At 38.7% G+C, this 16,721-nt stretch carries 16 protein-coding genes and 1 other annotated feature; of the genes, 6 read left to right on the top strand and 10 right to left on the bottom strand.

Going from position 1 to position 16,721, the window contains the following annotated elements; translation table 11 throughout:
• Positions 1 to 266: 266 nt before the first annotated feature.
• Positions 267 to 509 carry a DUF2552 family protein gene (locus J2S06_RS02610; protein WP_044896434.1) on the bottom strand — a complete coding sequence of 81 codons (243 nt, stop codon included), beginning with the start codon at positions 507 to 509 and terminating at the stop codon, positions 267 to 269.
• 10 nt (positions 510 to 519) lie between these two features.
• Positions 520 to 843: an iron-sulfur cluster biosynthesis family protein gene (locus tag J2S06_RS02605; protein WP_419151195.1), complete on the bottom strand. Its 324-nt coding sequence runs from the start codon at positions 841 to 843 to the stop codon at positions 520 to 522.
• 148 nt (positions 844 to 991) lie between these two features.
• Here J2S06_RS02605 and J2S06_RS02600 point away from each other — a divergent pair, with 148 nt between their 5' ends.
• Positions 992 to 1,189, top strand: coding sequence for a CDGSH iron-sulfur domain-containing protein (locus tag J2S06_RS02600; protein WP_044896432.1), 198 nt, complete (start codon positions 992 to 994; stop codon positions 1,187 to 1,189).
• A 129-nt stretch (positions 1,190 to 1,318) separates the two neighbouring features.
• On the opposite strand, the gene J2S06_RS02595 is transcribed toward J2S06_RS02600, so the two are convergent.
• Complete coding sequence (locus J2S06_RS02595) at positions 1,319 to 1,645, bottom strand: YolD-like family protein (protein WP_044896431.1); 327 nt, start codon at positions 1,643 to 1,645, stop codon at positions 1,319 to 1,321.
• 151 nt (positions 1,646 to 1,796) lie between these two features.
• Positions 1,797 to 3,059 (bottom strand): Y-family DNA polymerase, encoded by a 1,263-nt coding sequence (locus tag J2S06_RS02590; protein WP_044896430.1) that lies wholly within the window; start codon positions 3,057 to 3,059, stop codon positions 1,797 to 1,799.
• Positions 3,060 to 3,221: 162 nt separating this feature from the next.
• Here J2S06_RS02590 and J2S06_RS02585 point away from each other — a divergent pair, with 162 nt between their 5' ends.
• Positions 3,222 to 3,431: a YqzH family protein gene (locus J2S06_RS02585; RefSeq protein ID WP_044896429.1), complete on the top strand. Its 210-nt coding sequence runs from the start codon at positions 3,222 to 3,224 to the stop codon at positions 3,429 to 3,431.
• Between the two features lie 162 nt (positions 3,432 to 3,593).
• Here J2S06_RS02585 and J2S06_RS02580 read toward each other — a convergent pair whose 3' ends face one another.
• Together J2S06_RS02580 and J2S06_RS02575 are read right to left on the bottom strand one after the other, a co-directional pair.
• A complete protein-coding gene (locus J2S06_RS02580) occupies positions 3,594 to 4,388 on the bottom strand; it encodes an SDR family NAD(P)-dependent oxidoreductase (protein ID WP_419151194.1) in 795 nt (264 codons plus the stop codon).
• A gap of 2 nt (positions 4,389 to 4,390) precedes the next feature.
• Positions 4,391 to 5,353 (bottom strand): MBL fold metallo-hydrolase, encoded by a 963-nt coding sequence (locus J2S06_RS02575; RefSeq protein WP_419151193.1) that lies wholly within the window; start codon positions 5,351 to 5,353, stop codon positions 4,391 to 4,393.
• 515 nt (positions 5,354 to 5,868) lie between these two features.
• Positions 5,869 to 6,077 (top strand) — a binding site (T-box leader).
• Between J2S06_RS02575 and proC the strand changes: the two genes are divergently transcribed.
• Positions 6,063 to 6,986 carry a pyrroline-5-carboxylate reductase gene (proC, locus tag J2S06_RS02570; protein WP_419151448.1) on the top strand — a complete coding sequence of 308 codons (924 nt, stop codon included), beginning with the start codon at positions 6,063 to 6,065 and terminating at the stop codon, positions 6,984 to 6,986. It overlaps the preceding feature by 15 nt.
• On the opposite strand, the gene J2S06_RS02565 is transcribed toward proC, so the two are convergent.
• Positions 6,983 to 8,608: a M20/M25/M40 family metallo-hydrolase gene (locus tag J2S06_RS02565; RefSeq protein WP_419151192.1), complete on the bottom strand. Its 1,626-nt coding sequence runs from the start codon at positions 8,606 to 8,608 to the stop codon at positions 6,983 to 6,985. The genes proC and J2S06_RS02565 overlap by 4 nt on opposite strands.
• Positions 8,609 to 8,728: 120 nt before the next feature.
• Here J2S06_RS02565 and namA point away from each other — a divergent pair, with 120 nt between their 5' ends.
• On the top strand, positions 8,729 to 9,751 hold the full coding sequence (gene namA / locus J2S06_RS02560; protein ID WP_419151191.1) for an NADPH dehydrogenase NamA: 1,023 nt from the start codon (positions 8,729 to 8,731) through the stop codon (positions 9,749 to 9,751).
• Positions 9,752 to 9,962: 211 nt separating this feature from the next.
• Here the strand turns inward: namA and rnz are convergent, their stop codons facing one another.
• Positions 9,963 to 10,916 carry a ribonuclease Z gene (gene rnz / locus J2S06_RS02555; RefSeq protein WP_419151190.1) on the bottom strand — a complete coding sequence of 318 codons (954 nt, stop codon included), beginning with the start codon at positions 10,914 to 10,916 and terminating at the stop codon, positions 9,963 to 9,965.
• A 434-nt stretch (positions 10,917 to 11,350) separates the two neighbouring features.
• Between rnz and zwf the strand changes: the two genes are divergently transcribed.
• Both zwf and J2S06_RS02545 read left to right on the top strand, forming a co-directional pair.
• The gene (gene zwf, locus J2S06_RS02550; protein ID WP_419151447.1) at positions 11,351 to 12,826 is read left to right on the top strand and encodes a glucose-6-phosphate dehydrogenase; all 1,476 of its coding nucleotides are present in this window, start codon (positions 11,351 to 11,353) and stop codon (positions 12,824 to 12,826) included.
• 14 nt (positions 12,827 to 12,840) lie between these two features.
• The gene (locus tag J2S06_RS02545; protein ID WP_044896485.1) at positions 12,841 to 13,461 is read left to right on the top strand and encodes a cyclase family protein; all 621 of its coding nucleotides are present in this window, start codon (positions 12,841 to 12,843) and stop codon (positions 13,459 to 13,461) included.
• Positions 13,462 to 13,516: 55 nt separating this feature from the next.
• Here the strand turns inward: J2S06_RS02545 and gndA are convergent, their stop codons facing one another.
• Complete coding sequence (gndA, locus tag J2S06_RS02540; protein WP_419151189.1) at positions 13,517 to 14,929, bottom strand: NADP-dependent phosphogluconate dehydrogenase; 1,413 nt, start codon at positions 14,927 to 14,929, stop codon at positions 13,517 to 13,519.
• A gap of 300 nt (positions 14,930 to 15,229) precedes the next feature.
• Positions 15,230 to 16,711, bottom strand: coding sequence for a glutamate synthase subunit beta (locus J2S06_RS02535; RefSeq protein WP_044896419.1), 1,482 nt, complete (start codon positions 16,709 to 16,711; stop codon positions 15,230 to 15,232).
• Between the last annotated feature and the right edge of the window lie 10 nt (positions 16,712 to 16,721).

The raw sequence follows: 16,721 nt of genomic DNA, 5'->3' as shown, positions 1-16,721 counted from the left end.
TCAGAAAGGAAAAGTAAATGCCGATCAACCAAAAGAAGAGCTAGAGCAAGCTATTCATCAACGAAACGGCAAAATTTCAACGATCAATCATAGCAAGAGGCTGTCTCATAAGGGTTAGACCCTTTTGGTTGAGACAGTCCCTTTTCTTTTCCTTTCTTCCATTTCGTGAAAAGGAATCTTTAGGTTGTCATCCAGATTGTTATGGTCACTTTTTATGAATAAACCGTATGTACATACAAAGGATCAGGCAACATTTGCTGATCCGCTTATCCTAATATATCGGTAATATTCTTCATATTTTCCCCAATCCACGTTAACGCCTCGTCAATGGTAGGGAATTCCTTCGCTTCAAATGTCATTTCGTCTTGAAGGAGCCATACATCTTTTGGATTTTGTTCCATTCCTCCTATTGACCAATGCATTAAACTATATGGATGATTTTCATATAGAAATGATACCCACGTTTTATTTAAAGCAATATTTTTTAATGATTGTAATCGATCCTTCATTTCTTAAACCTCATTTCACAACACAGCTCATTCGAGGATTTAATACTTGCTGTGGGCTTATTAACATATATGTATGCGCTGATTCATGAAAATCTATTTTCATATCTTCATCAAAAAAAATCCATTCTGATTTTTCCACATAAACAGGCAAAAAATTCGTTTTAATACGAAGGTCTTCATCATCTATATCCTTGACAATCCATAGTGAGGCAATGCCACTGACTGTACACCCGCACCCTTCTGTATCATATTTTAGCTTCACATAGCAGTCTTGTTCATTATTTACTGTTTCCAATAATTTTGCAATAGCTTTATTTGTAAATGTAATTTTCATATTTGAACACTCCCTTCCGATTATCTCATTTAATGGCTACTTGTTATTTTAACATATGCATTCCACTCCCTTATGGAAGGGCTATTTGCTTTTTTCTAGCCAAATGACTACGATAATGATGAGAATAAAAAAAGGAGAGGATATAAGGATGTCAAAGGTGCAAATTAAAGTAATGGATAATGGGTCACTTCGTATAACAGGTGATGTTGAACTGATCGATATGGAAGGAAACAAATTTGATACGAAACCGACCTTCTCTTTATGCCGCTGCGGACTTTCAGAAAAAAAGCCGTTTTGTGATGGATCTCATAAAGGCAAATTTCAATCTGTCGTTCGCGCTGAATAAGGTTTTTAGCACTTAGTTTTGATTTCTAAACGACTCAAAAACGGTGTTTAGAAAGGAAAGCGGTTTCAAATAGCTTTCGGGGCTGTCCAAGTGACAGGCCCCATGCGGTCAGACACTTATGGGACAGCTTCATTCTTGAATATCTATAAGGTCTTCAAGCTTTATAACCTTTTTTTCACCCCCTGCTGCCTCAATGTGAATTTTCCTTTGAACAAAGTCAATATCGAGCACACGTCCTTTCACAGCTTGGAACGTATGATGCTCATAATAAGTAAACATTACATCACTCTTCTCATGAAAAGAACGGTCAATGAGCTGATGAAGCTCCTCTAGCTTTTGTTCATCAAGTAAAGGTTTTTCCTCATAACCATCTTCTTTAACCCAGTCTCTCAAGAGCCTAACATGTTCTGGGAGCATCATAGCTGTCCATTTGATCGCCCCACGGTCACGAATCACAACAAATCCCCCCTTGTCTAGCGAAGCCTCCTTCAACTATCTTTCGCTTTTTAAGTTTGGCTGTTTTCGTAAACTTCGCAGCTTTTCGACTGTCCATGACAGTCGAAAAGCGATAGTAAAGCAGCAATCTTTTAGAAAAGAACCTTAAGTTTTACTGAGCTTTATGACCGCCAATAAGTTGGCTTCGATAAAGGCTTGTTCCAGCTTTTGTATAGGAAACAGCCCGTAATAACGATTTTGAACCATGCTTTTGACGGATAGCATCCATGACATACCCTAAATGGTGCTGTTTCATTCGGTTAGGATGAAACAAATCAAGCTGCATCGTTTCATCATTTTCAATATTAGAAAGAGCAATGGAAATTTTTCGAACTGTTTTAGGCTCATAAAATTTCTCAAAAATTTCTAAACATACACGATACAAATCCATTGTAATATTCGTCGGCCGGTCAATCGTTTTCGAACGATAAAAACCGCCACCGAGTTCCTCTTTGCTATAACCAATACCAAGGCTAATCGTTCGTCCCGCCTTTTTCTCTCTTCTTGCACGCCTTGCCACTTCTTCACACATCTCTAAAATGACGCACTTTACTTCTTCCGGATTCGAATAATCACGCAACAATATTTGACTTTTTCCAAAACTAATTTGGCCGTTCATAATCGGTGCACCTATTTCGGATAAATCAATTCCCCAAGCGTGATAATAAAGCTGGTTTCCCATAATGCCGAATTTCTTTTCAAGAAGTTCAAGCGGATATTGAGCAAGTTGTCCAACCGTAAATATTCCCATCCGATTGAGCGTTTTCTCAAGCCTTTGACCAATTCCCCACATCTTGCTAAGCGGTTTAACTTTCCATAGCTTCTCCTTTACATCAGCATATGTCCACTTTGCTATTCCTTTCTGCTTTGCTTCTAAATCTAAACAGAGCTTTGCCATAAGCATGTTTGGACCAATTCCAATAGCACATGGAAGCTGAAACTCACGCTCTAATTCTCTCCTTATTTTCTTCGCAATCGTTTCGGCATCACCCCATATTCGTTTGACACGATCTACTTGGATAAAGCTTTCATCAACGGAATACGTATGAATACAATCCTTTGAGACGTATCGATTTAAAAGGCGTGTAATCTCCGTTGAAATGCGAAGATACATCTCCATCTTTGGCTGAATAATGTGAATGCGCGGATCATTAGGAATTTCAAACAATCGCGAGCCTGTTTGGATACCAAATTCCGCTTTTAATCTCGGGGAGGCAGCTAATACAACGCTGCCTTGCCGCTCTTTATCACCTACTACAGCCACATACGAATGAAGGGGATCAAGTCCAGATATGACAGCGGCACAGCTAGCATAGAAGCTTTTCATATCAATACATAAAATATTACGCTTCGGCAATTGCTCATAATGAATCATAGCGCCCTCCAAAACAAGAGTATATGTTCGCTTTTCTTTTTATGTTATACGAATGTACGTTCGCTATCAATAGTAATAATTTCCATGCTTGGCAATGTAACGAAACCAATTTATAATAGTGAACGTTATGAATGATCGGAAAAAATCTTAACGAGGTGAAATATGGATACAAAAATGATGAAGAAAATGATTCAACGCTCTTTTCATCAATATGGGTGTGATTCCTTCGCCCCTTTGAGCGAGGAGGAATATGAAAGATTAATAAAAAGAGTGTTAGAGAAAAAAGAGAAAGAGCCTAAAGAGGAATGGTATGAAATGGTAGAGGATATCGTTTATGAGTATATTACAAACGAAGAGCGCTTAACTGAATAAACTTCCTCAAAAAGCGAAAGCGACCTTCATTCTTCTCAATATATTTGCATCTTTTCGATCAATGGCAATTGGCGCCGCCATCATAGCTCCCTCGAAACGAATAGCTTCCACTTTCAAGCGCAATCGCTTCAAAGTGGAAGATTATTCAGGCTGATGTTTATTCTATTTTTGAAAAAACGCTTTTCTAGCCACTTTTTCAAAAAGTGCAGGCGCGAGTCGATACAGTCTGCTAGCTGACTCCATCCACCAAGGAAGATTAATTTCCCTTTTATTCGTCAACATAGCACGGACGATTTTTTTTGCCACATCCTCAGGGCGAAGCATCCAGCGATCAATATTTTTAACGTATTTTCCTGATGTATCGGCCTGTTCAAAAAAATTGGTGCGAATCGGTCCAGGATTTACAGCTGTAACAAAAATAGATTGATCCATAACTTCCATTCGTAAGCTATTTGTAAATCCGATCACAGCATGCTTCGTAGATGAATAAAAGCTTGACTTTGGCGTTGCCATTTTGCCCGCTTGCGAAGCAATATTTATAATATGCCCTTCCTTTTGCTGTCGCATCTTCGGCAAAACCATTTTTGTACAGGCGATCAACCCGTAAACGTTCACTTCAAACATCGCTTGCATCTCAGACAACGATGCATCTTCTACTGATTGAAAAATCCCAAAACCAGCATTATTCACTAATACATCAATGCGCTCATACTCTTTCGTTATGATTTGAAACGTCTCTTCAACCTCTTTTAAATTGCGAACATCGAGCTCATAATAAGAAGACGAAACATGATACTTCTCATTGATTTCTTTTGAAATGCGTGCTAATCTCTCTTTTCTTCGTGCCAAAAGCAATAAATTCCCACCGCTTTCGGCCACCTTGTAGGCTAAAGCTTCCCCAAGCCCGCTCGATGCACCCGTAATGATCACGAAACGATTTTTCAAGCGTGGATTCACCCTTACATCCTCCTGTACAAACGAACACCATTTTCATCTTGAAAAGTAATCAAATGTGAATCTTCTAAATAATCGAGTTGACCGACCGTCTCGGACATCGTTAACATGAGCTCTCGTTCATAAGCTGTTGGAAATAACCTCCTGCATATATCAAAAGCTGTCATAGCCTTTTCGTTTAAAAGGGATAACACATTCATGGCTCGCTCATGCTGACGATTTAAGCGATGCTCGATCAGCTTATGCGCATCATAAACAGGCTCCCCATGTCCAGTATAAACAACTGAAATCGGAAACTGTAACAATTTCTTGAGCGATTCATTATATTGAAGCTGTGGTTTAGGTCTTTCATCACCTTCCATCGGAGGCTCAAGAAGCGGATTGGAAGAAATTTTTTTCAATAAATGATCGCCGCCCATTACTTCACATGTTTTTGGATTGTACAGGACTATATGGCTTTGGGCATGCCCAGGAGTTTCGATCACATTCCAGCCTGAAAGTCCGCATATCTCATCTCCTTCCTTTAAGGGAGCAGATAAAACTCGCTGACACGAAAAAGTATAAAGATGATCTATTTCTCCTAAAAGTTTTAAATGTTGAGAATCGACGCCAAGCAGCGTAAAAAGCTGTGAAATAAATTGTTTTTGCTTTTCGAAAAATGCTTTTTCTTGAATAAGCCAAGGTCTATTATATGAATGGCCATAAACTGGGAGTTCATGCGGAAAAAAATCTAATAAGCCGACATGATCAGGATGATGGTGGGTAATAACGACTTGCTCAATATCATTTGGCGTATAGCCTATTTTTTTTAGCTTTTGCTTAAAAAGCTCCCATGCTTGTTCAGTTTTCGGACCAGCATCGACAAGAGTTAACGCCTCCCCCTTAACGAGATATACATTCACATCTCCAACCGGAAACGGGGTAGGCAACGTAATAGCTGTTATTAGCTGATTTTTTAGCACATTCATTTCGTAACCGCCTTTTCATAAATCTTATTTTATTAAAGGCTGTTTTCGTAAAATTTGTTGCTTTTCGACTGTCCATGAATCGAATAAAGCACGTGGTCGGACAAATTACATTTGTCCGACCATCGCCTTTTGTTCGGTTCACGTCACACTATAGTGTGGCATAGCAAGCGTGTCGCTTGCATGGACAGTCGCAAAGCTATGGTAAAGCAACAATCTTTTAGAAAAGAGCCTTATTAAAACATTTACTACAATATATAAACTTATTTTACTAATCTATTAATCATTTGTCATTATATTCAAATAATTGAAGTCCAATCCTCGAAAAAAGAACTTGACAAAAGCCTGTCCATAGTTGCATAATGATGAAAAATCTAAAATTGGGTGTACGTAGCTTGACTTACACTTTGTACGAACTTGATGATGACTATGTCAAATTGAACTTCATCCCTTCGAAATGATCTTTTCTTAACGTGTAGGTTTAAATATGATCCATATTTATATCCATTGACATACATGCAGGAGCAATGATTAGGAATAGTAAGCTAGAGACGGCCTAAAGAGAGTGAAACCCATCGGCTGAAAGGTTTCGCGGTCCACTGTCTAGCTGAACCTACCCTATGAGCTGTTAGGAAAACCTAACCGTTACTCGCGTTAAGAGTTTGAGATGGCTGCATATTTGCTGCAGCAATAAAGGTGGTACCGCGGATGCCTGTCCGTCCTTTTCAAAAAGGACGAACAGGCATTTTTATTTTTCAAGAAGACACCATTAAATCGAAAAAAGGAGGCGTTTTCGATGAAAAACATCGGGATCATTGGAGCCGGATCGATGGCAGAAGCCATGCTATCAGGCTTTATTCAAGGAGAGGTATATGATGCACAACATATTTATGTGACAAATAAATCGAATGCGGAACGTCTAAATGATTTACAACGACAATACGGTGTGAACATCTCCTTAAACAAGAAAGAAATATTAGAAAAAGCAGATTTAATCTTTTTAGCGATGAAGCCAAAGGATGTGAAAGAGGCCATTCATTCTATAAAACGATACGTAACCGAAAAACATCTCTTTATTTCCGTACTGGCCGGTGTTTCGACATCTGTCATTGAAGAAATGTTAGAGAAAAAAGTTCCCGTTATACGAGCGATGCCAAATACGTCTGCCTCTATCCGTCTATCAGCAACAGGGATGGCAAAAGGGGCTTATGCGACAGACGAGCAGCTCACCTTTGCGAAAAACTTATTCAAAGCGATTGGAACGGTAGAAATCGTAGAGGAGGAGCAATTAGATGCCGTCACTGGACTTGCGGGGAGCGGTCCTGCTTACATTTATTATTTAGTTGAAGCGATGGAGCTTGCTGGAAAAGAGGTCGGTTTAGATGAAGAGACAGCTCGATCGTTTATTATTCAAACATTATATGGAGCATCAGAAATGTTAAAGCAAACGAAAAAGGACGCCTCCGTTCTCCGAAAAGAAGTGACAAGTCCAGGCGGAACAACAGAAGCGGGCATTCACGTGTTAAAAACTAATGGATTTAAAGAAATGATGATTGAATGTGTGAAGCAAGCACAAGCTCGTTCCAAAGAATTGAAACATTCCTTCAATGAAATGCTGCTAAAGGAACGAGCTTAAGCTCCTTCCTTTAGTAGCGATTGAATGGTATACGATAACAGGTCCGGAAAAACGGAAAAGCTAAGCGGGAGATGGAGCCTCTCCGTCCATTTATGGGCATCTTTCCCAAACGGCCCAACATTTAAGACAGGAATATTTAACTCCATCATTTCTTGAATCGGCATATAATATCCCTTTCCGTATAGTGGCATATTGGAAGTGAGTAAATGCAACGTTTTTGGGTCTTCATTTAGCTTTAAGAAGCTTAAATCTGATAAGCCCGGAAAATAATGTTGCCTTGTAATGTCAACGTTATGTTTTTGCTGAGCATATATTTTCAGATTTGTAACCGTTTTTTCAATCAGCGGATCATTTTTTGACGATACAGCTGGATAAAAAGGTGGACTATAAAAAAGAACAATCATCGGTGCTTCTTCATGACAAAGAGAAGCAAGATCCGCAACAAGTTTTGTTGAAAAGTCACGATCACCAAGAACACCACGATTGGACTGTAAATAGTCAATCCTTCTTCCAACTTCCGCTTCCCCATATAGTTCAATCGCCTTTTCAAGCAATTGTTGATACGTAAAAACCTTCACATTCCTTTTTCTTGATGAAAAAGGGACGTGTTTTTGAAATTCTTTTTCTCGTTTCGAGTACGTATCTTCAATTTGTCTTGCTGCACGTTTAGCTGTTTCCCATAACATTTGATGCAGTTTTTGAAATGATCGATTCATCACAAAAAGGTTAAACATACTGACAGATTCGTGCGGAATTTGCACTGAATATTCTTCTTTTAAATCCTTTTGCATTAAATTGGTTGGTGGTGGTGTGACTTCATCGCTTTCAAAGAACTCACAAAACTGTTCATTCAGCTCGATGAATCGGTTTAATTCTGATATCATGAAGTTTGCATTTAAACCAGAAAACGGCTCCCCTACATGTGTTTCAATCCCTTTACAAAAAAATCCTGCCAATACTTTTCCTATGGACCCTGTATAAATGTAATAATGGTCATCATTTGGATATTTTGAAAAAACAGGCTCACTGTTCACACATGCTTTTATATTTAACTGATATTTCTTTTGTAAATCTTTTATAACCGAAATAGCGGAAAGCATCCCTTCAGAATTTGCTTCCTCATCTGGAACGGTTAACAGCAAAAGGTTGCCAGGAAACTGCCCGTTCATCGCCCGCTCCAGCATGGAAAGATGAACGGTTAATCCTGCTTTCATATCCATCACTCCACGCCCAAATAACCACTCCCCGCTTTGTAAATCCGCTCTTACATTCGTCGGGATTCTCTCATATAAGTTGTGCAGTTCATGGGTAAGTTCTCGTGGACGAAAGGCAAGATGCTCCAGGTGGCCATAGTCTTTAATATCTACCACATCAAAATGACTCAATAATACAACTGTATCTTTCAAAGGTTCTTTTTGAACAAATGCGGTTAAAAGATGACGACCGTCTCGTAAAGAATGTAATTGTAAATGATCTAGATTTTTTTCAAAATAAGGAAATCCTTTTAACAAATAAAATAATCGTTCAGCAAAAGTTACTTCTCCTTTCGTCCCCGTAATGGAAGCGTGTTCGACAAGAGAGCATAACAGCTCTTTTAACTGTTCATCCGTTTGCCATTTCATGATTTTTAAGCTCCTTATTTACAATCTTTTCAATATTTTAACATAATTGATAAGCAGAATATATGACGGACACTATAAACATTGATATAATTTTTAGGAATAAAATAGGAGGTAGAGAAAATGAGTCGAGCATTATTTTCACCTTTTACGATAAAAGACGTTACCTTAAAAAACCGAATTGTCATGTCGCCAATGTGTATGTATTCGGCGATGAATCGAAACGGCTTTTTAGAAGATTTCCATTTTACTCATTACATATCAAGAGCTGCAGGTCAAGTTGGCTTAATTATACTTGAAGCGACGGCTGTTACCCCACAAGGAAGAATATCAGATCAAGACCTCGGGATTTGGGATGATCAGCATATCGAAAAATTAGCAAAACTAAATGTACAAATAAAAAAGTATGGAGCAAAAACTGGGATTCAGCTTGCCCATGCGGGACGAAAAGCAACGGTTGACGGGGATATTTATGCTCCATCTGCGATTCCTTTTGATGAAAATATGAAAACACCAAAGGAAATGACGAAAGAAGATATCCATTTCACGATCAACGCCTTTCAAGACGCCGCTAAAAGAGCCAAAAAAGCAGGGTTCGACATCATCGAAATTCATGGTGCTCATGGTTATTTAATCAATGAGTTTTTGTCCCCATTAACCAATGCCAGAAAAGATGAGTATGGCGGATCTCTTGAAAAACGATATCGCTTCTTAAAGGAAGTCATCCAAGCAGTGAAAGAAGTTTGGGAAGGGCCATTATACGTTCGCGTTTCAGCAAATGATTACCATCCAGAAGGATTAACGGTGACAGATTATGTGCAATATGCTAAATGGATGAAAGAAGATGGGGTGGATTTGATTGATGTAAGTTCTGGTGCGGTTGTACCAGCCAAAATAGATGTATATCCAGGCTATCAAGTTCGATATGCTGAAACGATCCGCAACTTAGCAAACATTCAAACAGGAGCAGTAGGAATGATTACAAGCGGACTACAAGCAGAAGAAATATTAAAAAACAATCGTGCCGATTTAATCTTTGTTGGTCGAGAGCTATTGCGCAATCCATATTGGCCATATGCTGCAGCAAAGGAATTAAACACTGAAATCACCCCACCTGTTCAATATGAACGTGGCTGGAATTTTTAAAAAGATTGTTTCTTTTCTATAGCTTTTCGACTGTCATCGCCAAAGCGATACGCTTGCTATGTCACTTACAAGCGTGAAATCGATTGTCGGACAAATGCGATTTGTCCGACCACGTGCTTTGTGCGATTCCAAACAGTCGAAAAGCAACAAAGTTTATAAAAAAATTCTGGTTGCTAGCACTTCTTCATTTTTTAACAAGGTTTTGTCTGGTTCATAAATGCTCTTCCGTTTTCCCCTTGTCTCTTTCAATTTGAACATTCATAAAATCATGGGCTAAATATGTTTCCAAAAACGTTTCCCGCGCTTCCTTCAATAGCATTTGTTCGTCTTGTTCACTTTGATAGCGAGAGCTAATATGTGTTAAATAAAGCTTTTTGGCGTTCGCTTTTTTGGCCACTAATGCCGCCTGAACCGTTGTTGAATGATAATAGTTGTAAGCAAGATCATTTTCTCCTTTAGCAAATGTAGCTTCATGGATTAAAAGATCTGCCTCTTTTGCTAATTCAATACTCGCCTCACAATACTTCGTATCACCTAAAATCGTGACGATACGTCCTTTTTTTGGAGCTCCTAAAAAATCCTTTCCGTTTAACATACGGCCATCGTCTAACCTAATCGTATGTCCTTTTTTTAATTCCTTGTAAATAGGTCCTGGAGGAATCCCGTTTTGCATTAGTTTATCTACAAGCAGCGTTCCAGGCAAATCCTTTTCAACGATTCGAAAACCGAAGCAAGGGATCCCATGTTGGAGTCTTTTGACGGACACAAAAAACGTATCATCTTCAAAAATAACTCCTTCTTCTCTAATCTCATGGATCGTGATTTTGTATTTCAAATGTGTACAACTTAACCTTAAAGAAGCTTCAATAAAATCTTTCATTCCAGGAGGTCCGTATATCGTAAGAGGTGTCTCCCCCCCTTGAAATGAACGGCTTCCTAGTAGTCCAGGAAGTCCGAAAATATGATCTCCATGTAAATGAGTAATAAATATTTTTTCAATTTTTCTCGGTTTAATGGGGGTATGTAAAATTTGATGCTGGGTTGCTTCCCCGCAATCAAACAGCCATACTGCTCTCCGTTCTTTTAATAATTGCAAGGCAATCGACGTAACATTTCGTGATTTTGCTGGTACTCCTGCTCCAGTACCTAAAAAATATAGATCCAACTTCATTCCTCCAACATTCCTGTATTCTTATCAATAGCATACATGACATTCACTTTATTGTGAATCATTATAGTCAATGAATGTTTTTTTGGGATGACATCTAGGTTATTTGGACAGATTTTCATATGAGTCGGATTGTATTCGACATAAATTGGATTGTATTCGACATAAGTTGGATTGTATTCGACACAAGTTGGATTGTATTCGACACAAGTTGGATTGTATTCGACACAAGTTGGATTGTATTCGACAAAAATCAGATGCTCCTTCCTTTATAAAAATAAATATCATTTGCTTTACATTCCTTTTACCTTTAAAATTTTATATTTAGACAGGGATAAATTTTGTTAAAGGAGAGAATATCTCTTTCTCCTGCAAATAATGAAAAATGAAAGTTTATAAAAAGCGAGGTTCGTTCAGTGAATACAGTACATATGCCAAAAGCAGTTGTTGTCATCTTTGGAGCGACAGGAGATTTAGCGAAACGAAAGCTTTATCCTTCCATTTACCGTCTTTATCAAAACGGAAAAATTGGCGAGGAATTTGCTGTAGTAGGTGTGGCAAGACGCCAATGGACAAATGAAGTATTTAGGGAAAATGTCGAAAGCTCCGTTCGTAAGGCTATTTCTTGCAGTGAAAAGCTTCATGATTTCACATCCCATTTTTATTATCATCCATTTGATGTAACGAATCCATCTTCTTATCATGACCTACGAAGCTTATTAAACGATTTAGATGGAAAATACAAAACTGAAGGAAATCGAATCTTTTATTTAGCGATGGCGCCTGAATTTTTTGGTACGATTGCAAATAGCTTAAAAGATTATGGATTAAAAGATACAGGCGGCTGGACGCGTCTTGTCATAGAAAAGCCTTTTGGTCATGACTTAGCCTCTGCGAAAAAATTAAATGAAGAAATTCGCGCGGCATTTGATGAAGAACAAATTTATCGGATCGACCACTATTTAGGAAAAGAAATGGTTCAAAACATCGAAGTGATTCGCTTTGCCAACGCCATTTTTGAACACTTATGGAATAATCGATTTATTTCTAACATTCAAATTACTTCAAGCGAATCACTCGGAGTGGAAGAGCGTGCGAGCTACTATGAAAAATCTGGGGCGCTTCGCGATATGGTACAAAACCATATGCTGCAAATGGTTTCACTGCTCGCCATGGAACCACCGATTAAATTAACAACAGAAGAAATTCGATCAGAAAAAATAAAAGTGTTGCGAGCTTTACGGCCAATTAAGGAAGAGGAAGTATCGAAATATTTCGTTCGTGGTCAGTATGGAAAAGGCACCGTAAAAGGAGAGAAAGTAAAAGGATATCGTGAAGAAACAAATGTTGATGAAAAGTCCAATACCGAAACGTTTGTGGCGGGCAAAATTATGATTGATAACTATCGTTGGGCTGGTGTTCCATTTTATATTCGTACCGGAAAACGAATGGCCGAAAAATCAACGAAAATTGTCGTAGAATTTAAAGATATACCAATGAATTTATATTTTAAAAATAAAGATGAAAATCGTCCAAACTTACTGATTATTCATATTCAGCCAGATGAGGGAATCACCCTTCATTTAAATGCGAAAAAGGTAAGAACTGGCTCAATCGCAACCCCGATTAAGCTTTCATACAACAACAATGGAATTGATGGAATGAATACACCGGAAGCGTACGAAAAGCTTTTATACGACTGCATGTTAGGTGATGCAACAAACTTTACACATTGGGATGAAGTAGCACTTTCATGGGCTTATGTCGATCCTATTTCCAATGCTTGGGCAAAGGAAAACGGAGATTTTCCAAACTACAAAGCCGGATCAATGGGTCCAAAAGCAGCTGATGAATTACTCGCCAAAGATGGATTTCATTGGTGGCCGGTCACAAATGATGAAAAATAAAGAGGTGTTGAATGATGAAAATATACGATGTAACAGCTTCCATATACGAAGGAATGCCTGTTTATAAAAACAAACCTGAAAAACAGCCAAAAATTCATACCGTAACAAACGCACATGTAACGGAATCTCGGATTGATATGGATTTACATACCGGAACACATGTCGATTCTCCACTTCATATGATAAACGATGGAGAAACAATGGAATCAATTTCGATTGAAGATTTAGTTGGCAACGTTAAGCTTTTTGATTTAACAAATGTAGAGGATCGAATTACAAAAAAGGATCTTGAAGAACTAGACATTCAAAAAGGAGATTTTGTCTTATTTAAAACGAAAAACTCCTTTGATGAAGAATTTAATTTTGATTTCATTTTTGTTGCAGAAGATGCTGCGCAGCATTTAGCGGAAATCGGTGTAAAAGGAGTTGGCATTGACGCACTAGGAATCGAAAGAAGTCAGCCAGGTCATCCAACACACCGCACATTATTTAGCCATCAAGTCATTGTGATGGAAGGTTTAAGACTAAAAGACATTCCACAAGGAGAATACTTTATGGTAGCTGCTCCACTCAAGGTACAAGGAACAGATGCAGCACCTGCACGTGTATTACTATTAGAAGGGATAAAAGCATAAAAAGGGGATATAAAATATTGAAGCATCGGCTAAATGCCGATGCTTTTTATATACATTATTTATTTAACCAGTCTGTATGGAACATACCTTCTTTATCGACACGTTGGTATGTGTGCGCACCAAAGTAGTCGCGTTGTGCCTGAATTAAATTCGCCGGTAATGTTTCGGTACGATAGCTATCATAGTAAGCTAGAGCAGCAGAGAAAGCTGGAACCGGAATACCTCTTCCGATAGCAAGAGCAATAACTTGGCGCAGTGCTCCTTGATAACTTTCAACGATTTCTTTAAAGTATGGATCTAATAATAAATTCGGTAATTCTGGATCACGATCATAGGCTTCTTTAATTTTTTGGAGGAATGCTGCACGAATAATACAGCCTCCACGGAAAATCATCGCAATATCCCCGTAGTTTAAGTTCCAATTGTATTCCTCAGAAGCCGTTTTCATTTGCGCAAATCCTTGTGCATAGGAACATATTTTGCTCATATAAAGCGCTTTGCGAACCGCTTCGATTAATGCTTCTTGATCTCCTTCATACGGTTTTACTTCTGGACCAGAGAGCAATTTGCTTGCTTTTACGCGTTCTTCCTTCATCGCCGAGATGAAACGAGCAAATACAGATTCTGTAATAATCGGAAGCGGAACACCTAAATCGAGAGCGCTTTGACTCGTCCATTTACCTGTTCCTTTTTGGCCAGCTGTATCTAAAATCACATCAACAAGAGGCTTACCTGTTTCTTCATCCACTTTTGTGAAAATATCAGCTGTAATTTCAATGAGGTAGCTATCAAGCTCACCCTTATTCCACTCTGCAAACACTTCATGAAGCTCAGTAGCACTTAAGCCTAGAATGTGCTTTAAGATAAAGTAAGCTTCCGAAATTAATTGCATATCTCCATACTCGATCCCATTGTGAACCATTTTGACGTAATGACCAGCACCATCTGGACCAATGTATGTTGTACATGGCTCACCTTCTACTTTGGCAGAGATCGCTTCAAAAATCGGGCGAACAAGCTCATGTGCTTCTTTTTGACCACCTGGCATAATAGAAGGACCTTTTAGCGCTCCCTCTTCACCACCTGAAACACCTGTACCTATGAAATGGATTCCACGTTCAGCAAGCTGTTTATTACGGCGAATTGTATCTTTAAAATATGTATTACCGCCGTCAATTAAAATATCTCCTTCCTCTAGATAAGGAAGAAGCTGTTCAATCGTCGCATCTGTTGGGGCACCTGCTTTAACCATTAATAAAATTTTTCGCGGTTTTTCTAACGATTGTACAAACTCTTCAATACTGTATGTGCCAACGATATTTTTTCCTTCCGCTTCTTTTAACATTTCCTCCGTTTTTTCTGAAGAGCGATTGTATACAGAAACTGAATAGCCTCTGCTTTCAATGTTGAGAGCAAGATTTTTACCCATTACCGCAAGTCCGATAACACCAATTTGTTGTTTTGACATCTTATAACGTCCCTTTCTTTTCAAAAGATACTTTTCTACAAAATTGAAATTACCACAACATTCATCTATAATTCAAGTTTAAAACATGAACAAGTTACTCCTGTAGAAAATCTTTTGGAAAGCTTGTCCCTTTCCTCTCCTTTTCATGATGAATGGTCATTCCTTTTTGAACAACTTTTATTTTGAAGTTGAGTAAAAAGTTTTTGTAATGATTCCTTATGAGAACTTCTTTATCCCCATTATAAATGAAAAAGCTGTCGTTCGTCTGATCGACAGCTTTTTGTCTCAATCATTTTGATATTAAGGTAAAGTCGTTGTCCCCATTAAGAACCGGTCCACTTCACGAGCAGCTTCACGGCCTTCGTGAATCGCCCAGACGATTAAGCTTTGTCCTCTTCTTACATCCCCTGCGGCAAATACACCATCAAGGTTTGTCGTATACTTTCCATACGGTGCTTTTACTTTTCGATTTTCGATTTCAACCCCAAATTCTTGTAATACTGGGTGCTCTGGACCTTCAAAACCGATCGCGATAAATACGTGATCACAAGGCCATACTTTTTCTGTGCCTGGAATTTCACGGAAGACAACTTTTCCGTTTTCATCTACCGTTTTTTCCATTTGAATCGTGTGTAATTCCTTTACGCGACCTTGTTCATCCCCAACAATTTTCTTCGTTTGAATACAATATTCACGCGGATCTCTTCCAAATTTTGCTTCTGCTTCTTCATATGCATAATCAAGTGTAAACACTAATGGAAATTGTGGCCAAGGGTTGTCAGATGTCCGTTCTTTCGGAAGCTGTGGATGCTTACCAAATTGCACAACACTTTTACACTTCTGTCTTAAAGCTGTAGCTACACAGTCAGCTCCTGTGTCACCACCGCCGATCACAATAACATTTTTCCCCTCAACATTAATACATTGACCGTCTTCAAAATTAGAGTCGAGCAAGCTTTTCGTTGTATTCGTTAAATAGTCCATGGCGAAATGAACACCTTTTAGTTCTCGCCCTTCAATGATTAAATCACGTTGTTTTTGCGCTCCTGTACAAAGGACTACCGCATCATATTGATCACGAAGTTCAGAGGCGCTTACATCCTTTCCAATTTCTGTATTGGTTACAAATTGAATGCCTTCTTCTTCTAGAAGCTTCACCCTCCGCTCCACGATGCTTTTTTCTAATTTCATGTTAGGAATACCATACATTAATAACCCGCCAACTCGATCTGCCCGCTCGTAGACGGTAACCGTGTGGCCTGCTTGATTTAATTGGTCAGCACAAGCTAAACCAGCAGGTCCGCTACCAACAATGGCAATCTTTTTCCCAGTGCGAACCTTCGGAATTCGAGGCTTAATCCACCCTTCCTCAAACCCTTTATCAATAATTGCACGTTCGATTCCTTTAATGGCAACAGCAGGATCCGATATCGCAACAGTACAAGAACCTTCGCAAGGTGCAGGACATACACGGCCTGTAAACTCAGGAAAGTTGTTTGTCATTAATAATCTTTCTAATGCCTCTTTCCATCGACCTTTATAAACAAGATCGTTCCATTCTGGAATAAGATTGTGTATTGGACATCCGGACGTAAGACCATTTAATTCATACCCCATATGGCAAAAGGGAGTCCCGCAATCCATGCAGCGGGCTCCTTGTCTTTGTAGCACTTCGTTAGACATTCGTTGTGAATATTCTTTCCAATGATCAAGGCGGGAAAGAGGATCACGTTTTACTTCTTCTTCGCGGACATATTCCATAAAACCTGTTACTTTACCCAATTTTCTCTCC

The organism is Bacillus alveayuensis (assembly GCA_030812955.1).
Taxonomy (GTDB): Bacteria; Bacillota; Bacilli; order Bacillales; family Aeribacillaceae; genus Bacillus_CB; species Bacillus_CB alveayuensis.
Note: the sequence above shows the minus strand (reverse complement) of the source record. Positions and strands in the feature narration are given on the sequence as shown.